This window comes from Candidatus Accumulibacter aalborgensis, from assembly GCF_900089955.1.
Taxonomy (GTDB): Bacteria; Pseudomonadota; Gammaproteobacteria; order Burkholderiales; family Rhodocyclaceae; genus Accumulibacter; species Accumulibacter aalborgensis.
Genome location: NZ_FLQX01000037.1, coordinates 1 through 1,512 on the forward strand (window position 1 = coordinate 1; position 1,512 = coordinate 1,512).

The window sequence follows — 1,512 nt, forward strand, 5'->3', positions numbered from 1 at the left end:
CCATATCCTTACACAGAACCCATTTTGCATGTTTGCCAAATTTTTTGCGACTGGCTTGAAAGCATGATTCGGCGAGCATTTTCCGTCGCACGTGCAGCCCTCTTGGTGAGATGCTGTATGGTGTGCGGCCTTTGGGCGGAGCATGCGCATGGATAACTGGGCGACGGAGGAATTTGGCGGTGCGGAACTTGGCGACGGTCGTCTGACCAAGCGACTGATCATGCTGGCGAGCGATTTTGCTGACAAACCCACGGCCAGCATTCCGGGCGCCTGTTCGGGCTGGGCCGAGACCCAGGCGGCCTATCGTTTTTTCGATCAGGCCAGCGACAAGAAGCAATCGCTCGGGTGGGAAGATATTCTGGCGCCCCATATGGCGTGCACCCTGGCCCGTGTACGTCAGCATGCGGTGGTCCTGTGCCTGCAAGACACCACCGAACTGGACTTCAACGGCCAGTCCATTGAGGGACTGGGGCCACTCAGTTACGAGGCTCAACGCGGCTTGTACCTGCATCCCACCTACGTGGTGACCCCGGAGCGGGAACCGCTGGGGATCATTGATGCCTGGATCTGGGCACGAGAGTTCAAGGACGCGGACGGAAACCGTCCTGGGATCCTCGAGAGCACCCGCTGGATAGAAGGCTACGAGCGGGTGGGCGAAGCCGCCGTCACGATGCCCGAGACGCGTTTCGTCTATATGGCCGATCGGGAATCCGATATTGCCAGGCTGATGCAACGAGCCCATGTCCTGAAAACGCCCGCCGACTGGCTGGTTCGTTCCAAACACAATCGCTGCCTCCCCGAGGGCGGCAAACTGTGGGCAAAAGTCCGGTCGAGCGAAGCGCTGGGCGAGATCGAATTCACCCTGCCCGGGCAAGGCAAACAAGCCGCTCGTCACGTGCGTCAGAAGCTCTTTGCCAGCCGCGTCGAGTTGCCCGACGGCCAGGGTGGCCTGCTCAGCGTCACCTGCGTCATTGCCCAGGAAATCGCAGCGCCCAAAGGCGTCAAGCCTATTGAATGGCGCTTGCTGACCAATCGTGAGGCCAACCACTTCGAAGAGGCCGTGACCCTGATCGACTGGTATCGTGTGCGATGGGAAATCGAGATCTTTTTCAATGTCCTCAAGAATGGCTGTCGGGTGGAAGCCCTGCAACTGGGACATATCGACAAGATCGAACTGGCCTTGGCAATTTACATGGTGGTGGCGTGGCGCCTGGCACACCTCGTTCGACTGGGGCGCACCCATCCAGACTTGTCCGCCTGCGAATTGTTCAGCGAGGAGGAATGGAAAGGTGCCTATATCCTGGCAGACAAAGTACCGCCCAGCACACCGCCAAACCTCCGCCAGATGATTCGGCAAATCGCCATGCTCGGCGGCTTCCTCGGCCGCAAGTGCGACGGCGAACCCGGCGTCAAAACCCTCTGGCTCGGCTTCGCGCGACTTCGCGACTTCGTCAGGGGCGTCGAACATATGCAAAAAATATATGCTAAATAAGTTATGTGTAAGGGTATGGC

1 protein-coding gene is annotated in these 1,512 nt (G+C 58.9%); it reads left to right on the top strand.

Going from position 1 to position 1,512, the window contains the following annotated elements:
- The first annotated feature begins 148 nt into the window (after positions 1–148).
- Positions 149–1,492, top strand: a complete 1,344-nt coding sequence (locus ACCAA_RS04215; RefSeq protein WP_186405999.1) for an IS4 family transposase — start codon at positions 149–151, stop codon at positions 1,490–1,492.
- The last annotated feature ends 20 nt before the right edge of the window (positions 1,493–1,512 follow it).